The sequence below is a fragment of the Ruminococcoides bili genome (genome assembly GCF_040093295.1).
Taxonomy (GTDB): domain Bacteria; phylum Bacillota; class Clostridia; order Oscillospirales; family Acutalibacteraceae; genus Ruminococcoides; species Ruminococcoides intestinale_A.
Genome location: NZ_JBBNJY010000073.1, coordinates 1 through 4,030 on the forward strand (window position 1 = coordinate 1; position 4,030 = coordinate 4,030).

Consider the following 4,030-nt stretch of genomic DNA (forward strand, 5'->3'; position numbering starts at 1 on the left):
CCGATCCCCACGACCTTTGAAAAGGTCGACCAAACATTTATAATTGTTGGTAAATCATTTTGCTAAACCATATTCACCCCAACCTTTGACAAGGAGCAAAAATAAACCCGTGGCAACAGCCACGGGTATTTTTATGATTCTGAAATTGTAAGATTTGCTTTATAAGAACCAGAAACCCAACACGAAGAACCGTTCTCAATGTTAAATGTTACAGGCATTGAAACCGAGCCTTTCATACCGTCGGAAGACGATACATCAATAACAGCGGTTATATCCGAAGCACTAAGAGAGTCAATTTGACTGCTTGTGCCATAAACTGTAACCTCAAGATTCTTTTGCGTTACCTCCGCAGAATATCCCGATGCAAGACCCTGTACCATAAATTTTTCAACTGTCAGCTTTTTGCTTGACAATGACGACAAATCAAGAGTTACCTTAGCAGTTGAAGTATTACTGATATTCTTGCAATCGGTTGGAATTTCAACAGCAAGGTCAAATATTGATTTTGTATTTGTAAGTGATGTAAAATCAATCGGTGCAAGATTTACCGAATCGGTCTTATTCAATACATCGTCAGTACCTGCAAGCAGTATTGACGAAGGCTCAACAGAAATCATATCGTCGGTAATTTGTAAACCTGACGGTAAGTTTGTAAATGTCGGCTTTAAAGAAACTTCTTTTTCGGGAAGTACAGAAATCGCAGCCTCCACAGTTTTAAAATCAAGAGAAAGTAAATCCGTATTAATTTCTTTACCGTCAGCATCGTACAAAATAATATCTGCATTAACTTTGCGTGACGAATTAAGCGTACCGTCTATATTCGCAGCAGCCACAACCTTAGAAATCTTAGATACTTCAGACTGCGGACCTGTAATATATATGGTTTTTGAAGACAGTGTGGTTGACGCATAATAACCGTCGTCAACTTTATAAACAACATTTTCTTGAATATCAAATGTAGCTTCTCGCAGATAATCAATAAAAACATCAATCGTAGACGGTTTTATCGCAGATGAAATCTGAAAATCGCTGTAAGGGTCATTCTTTGAGGCATTAAGATACAATGTATAATTGCCCGCAGAATCAACATAGTTGGCAGCTGCTTTGACGGTAATATCAGACGCCTGTAACGAACCCACAACAGCTCTGTTACCTGTAACTGTAAGTGAGGCTTTATAATCACTGCCCGAAAAAACTTGCAGACCGTTATTAACAGCATCTTCGGACAATTCAACCTGAACAGGTATATCCGAAATAGTCAAACTTGTATCGTTTCCTGTACTTATACTCATATAAATCCAAATCACAAGCGAAATTACAATTGATACGATAAATAAAAAGTTTGTACTCTGTACAAAAGCCCTGAATCTTGATCTTTTGCTTTTATTTTCCTTCATCCGACTTCCTCCTTATCTTTTGGAGTAAACCGGCAGCTGCCGAATCATCGTCAGTATTTTCAAGTAACAATGCCTCAAGCTTATCGATAAGTCTGTCGCGTGTAAAATTGCGGTAAAGTACGCCGTTAATTGCAAGCGAAATAACACCTGTTTCTTCACTGACAATCAAAACCACAGCATCGCTTTGCTCACTGATGCCAAGTCCTGCTCTGTGTCTTGTTCCAAGATTTATATCAACATTTTTGTTATCTGTAAGCGGTAATATACATCCTGCCGCAAAAAGTTTACCATCACGCACAATACTTGCGCCGTCGTGTAGCGGAGCTTTGTTAAAAAATATGTTTCCGAAAAGTGCAACTGAAGTATCTGCATTAACTATTGTGCCTGTTGCGGCTATATCGGAAAGTTTTGTTTCTCTTTCAAAAACAAGCAATGCACCTGTTTTTGAATGTGAAAACAGCAAAGCTGTATCGGCGGCATCTATTATTGATTTTTTAACAGCCATTTTCCACTCATCACTTTTTTCTCGATGAGTAATAAGTTTTATATACTTTTTATAAGTATTATTTCTACCCATTTGTTCCAAATATTTTCGGATTTCAGGCTGAAAAATAATAGCAACAAGTATAACTGAAGCCTCAAAAAAAGTTCTGAGAAGTGTCGTAAGCATCATCAATCCGCAAAGTGATGATATTAAATATATAATAAGAAGTGCAACAACACCTTTTAAAAGCTGAGCCGCACGGGTTTCTTTTACAAGCTTGAAAAGGCTGAAAATAATGAATGCAATAGCAAGAATATCAATAATATCTCGAATTTCAATGGTTTTTAATACAGCAAATACGCTTTGTATCCATTCCATCATTTTAACCTCCTCTGTTTTTCATTACTTTATTTTAACACACAACAGCATTGAATTGCAACCTTTTTTACATTCTTTTGTAATAATTAATTTGACTGACTGATTTAATAAGATAGTTAACTTCAAACTGTGTCGAAAACGAGGAAATAACTGCACGAACAGTACCTTTTTCAAGCGTGCCAAAGCATTTATGAGCGAGCGGTGCGCAATGAAGTCCGGCACGCACTGCAATATTAAATTTATCATTAAGAATTTGCGCTGTTTTTTCGCTGTCCGTATTTTTTATATTAAACGAAACTACCGGTACAAATCCGTCATCATCGGGTTTTGGTGTATATAATTCAATATCTTTAATTTTAGACAAACCGTCATAAAGATTTTTTGCAAGACTAATTTCATAGTCAAATATTTTTTGCGGTGATTTATTCATAACATATTTTATGCCTTCGTTAAGTCCCGCTATTCCAAGTAAATTATGAGTTCCGCTTTCAAATTTGTCAGGTAAAATTTCGGGTTGATTTACTTGTGCAGAAAGGCTGCCTGTTCCGCCTTGAATAAGACTTTCGGGAATAGTATCGCTGTTAATAACAAGCAAACCTGTACCCATAGGGCCGTACAAACCTTTGTGCCCTGCCGTACATAAATAATCTATATCGGAATTTTTTAGCGAAATCGGAATTATACCTGCAGTTTGAGCTGCGTCTGTGCAAAAAAGTATTCCGTTTAATTTACATAGTGCCGCTATTCGTTGAATAGGTAATTTTATACCAAATACATTTGATGCATGGGTGCACACTACAAGTTTAGTGTTCTCTTTAAAAGCTTTTCTGAAATTACCAATTGTCTTTTCTGTGTCATTATAATCAACATCGGCAACAGAGTATTCTACTCCGTTACTTTTTAAATACTCTAAAGGCCGCACAACAGCATTATGCTCGTATGATGATATTACCGCATGATCGCCGGGTTTTAAAATTCCTTTTATAACAGTATTAAGTGCTGTTGTGCAATTGTTTGTGATAATAACATTTTCGGGATTTTCAATATCAAAGAGTTTTGCCGCATTGTTTCTGCATTCAAAAAGCACATCAGAGGCTTTTATAGCCATATTATGGCCGCCTCGTCCCGGGTTAGCTCCGATTTTTGTAATCGCATAATTAACTGCATTTACCACGGATTTTGGTTTTGGAAAAGTTGTTGCACCGTTATCGAAATAAATCATTCTAAATCAGCAGGATAAACTCCCTGCACAGGTATATTCATTGCCCTTAGTATTTCTACGCTTTCATCGACTCTCTTTATAACCAACAAACTGTAACCGCATGAACCATTACGATATTGCACGGGAGTACGAATAATTTTTGTAAGAATTCCACGCCGTCGCAATGCCTCTCTTCCCCTTTGAGTATAAGTTAAAGTACCAAAAACAAATACTGCTTTTTTCATATTATTCACCACTTTATAAATCTTATTTTTTAATATCTCCCTGCTATATAATATGAATTTCTTGTTATATGGTTATCTTATAATGTTTCAAACATTTTGAATCTTAGCTGTTCAAAATGTTTTGATAAACAGATAATTTCAGTTAAATTATGGTTTAGCGGAGTGTCGGTCGGGGATTGAAATTTAGCTAACGCTAAATTATCCTCCCAAAAACAAAAAAAGTTTACTCAATTTTTTCAAAAATTGCGGGTTTGGGCAGCGCACATAAAAATCTTCCGATACAACAATTTATCAGGTGCAAACAGCGTGGCTGTTTGCATGCTTG

General features: G+C 36.4%; 4 protein-coding genes. All 4 read right to left on the bottom strand.

What is annotated here, in order from left to right; all coding sequences use genetic code 11:
- Positions 1-131: 131 nt before the first annotated feature.
- The 4 genes from AAAY30_RS11230 to AAAY30_RS11245 all read right to left on the bottom strand — a co-directional run bounded on the left by AAAY30_RS11230 (position 132) and on the right by AAAY30_RS11245 (position 3,705).
- Positions 132-1,397: a CdaR family protein gene (locus AAAY30_RS11230; protein WP_022235345.1), complete on the bottom strand. Its 1,266-nt coding sequence runs from the start codon at positions 1,395-1,397 to the stop codon at positions 132-134.
- Positions 1,384-2,262: a diadenylate cyclase CdaA gene (gene cdaA / locus AAAY30_RS11235; RefSeq protein ID WP_195410128.1), complete on the bottom strand. Its 879-nt coding sequence runs from the start codon at positions 2,260-2,262 to the stop codon at positions 1,384-1,386. Before cdaA ends, AAAY30_RS11230 begins: the two co-directional genes overlap by 14 nt.
- A 64-nt stretch (positions 2,263-2,326) precedes the next feature.
- Complete coding sequence (locus tag AAAY30_RS11240) at positions 2,327-3,481, bottom strand: aminotransferase class V-fold PLP-dependent enzyme (RefSeq protein ID WP_252559995.1); 1,155 nt, start codon at positions 3,479-3,481, stop codon at positions 2,327-2,329.
- Positions 3,478-3,705 (bottom strand): putative Se/S carrier protein, encoded by a 228-nt coding sequence (locus AAAY30_RS11245; protein ID WP_337782106.1) that lies wholly within the window; start codon positions 3,703-3,705, stop codon positions 3,478-3,480. The genes AAAY30_RS11240 and AAAY30_RS11245 overlap by 4 nt, the downstream gene beginning before the upstream one ends.
- Positions 3,706-4,030 lie beyond the last annotated feature (325 nt).

Bases quoted from the DNA above. Each gene is read 5' to 3' on its own strand.
- AAAY30_RS11230 (WP_022235345.1), bottom strand. From the start codon at position 1,397: ATGAAGGAAAATAAAAGCAAAAGATCAAGATTCAGGGCTTTTGTACAG.
- AAAY30_RS11240 (WP_252559995.1), bottom strand. From the start codon at position 3,481: ATGATTTATTTCGATAACGGTGCAACAACTTTTCCAAAACCAAAATCC.
- AAAY30_RS11245 (WP_337782106.1), bottom strand. From the start codon at position 3,705: ATGAAAAAAGCAGTATTTGTTTTTGGTACTTTAACTTATACTCAAAGG.
- cdaA (WP_195410128.1), bottom strand. From the start codon at position 2,262: ATGATGGAATGGATACAAAGCGTATTTGCTGTATTAAAAACCATTGAA.